Below are 497 nucleotides of genomic sequence, written 5' to 3' on the forward strand. Positions count from 1 at the left end.
TCCCGAATTTCTGATAAAGATGAACCCAGTTCTAAATCATATGCCTGATCTACTTTTTTACTTAACTCAATTAATGTGAGATGAGGATATTGAGCAAATTTCTGCATATAGTCATCGAGCTTTTCATAAACAGGAAGAGAAGATTCCCTCATAGCAGGATAGAGCCATTTGATATTGTGAAGTACAGTCGCAGGAATATCTTTTTCTGTCAGTATGTACCAAGGTGTCTTTGTACTTTCCCAATATCTTCGTTCCAACTCAAGTTTTTCAATGGTTCTAATATCTTCTAAATCTGCTACGTATTTTGTTTGCAGAGCAAAATTGGGTTGCCTGAAATCTTTACGATCTACATAAAAATCTGAACTCATAATTTGTAGGGCATTACGAACTCTAGGATGAGTAATTTGAGCTTGTTCTGCAATTTGAGTTGTGGCTTGAAGCGGTAAAGGAAACTGTTCCCGAATATCAGTAACTGATGGATTCCAGTCTAAAAGTAG

1 protein-coding gene is annotated in these 497 nt (G+C 36.2%); it reads right to left on the reverse strand.

Translation table 11 applies throughout. The annotated features are described in order from the left end of the window. Positions 1-497, reverse strand: a 497-nt coding sequence (locus tag GBI16_RS18400) for a TnsA endonuclease N-terminal domain-containing protein (RefSeq protein ID WP_171494597.1), incomplete at both ends; no start/stop codon positions are given.

Source organism: Acinetobacter sp. TUM15064 (assembly GCF_008980265.1).
GTDB lineage: Bacteria > Pseudomonadota > Gammaproteobacteria > Pseudomonadales > Moraxellaceae > Acinetobacter.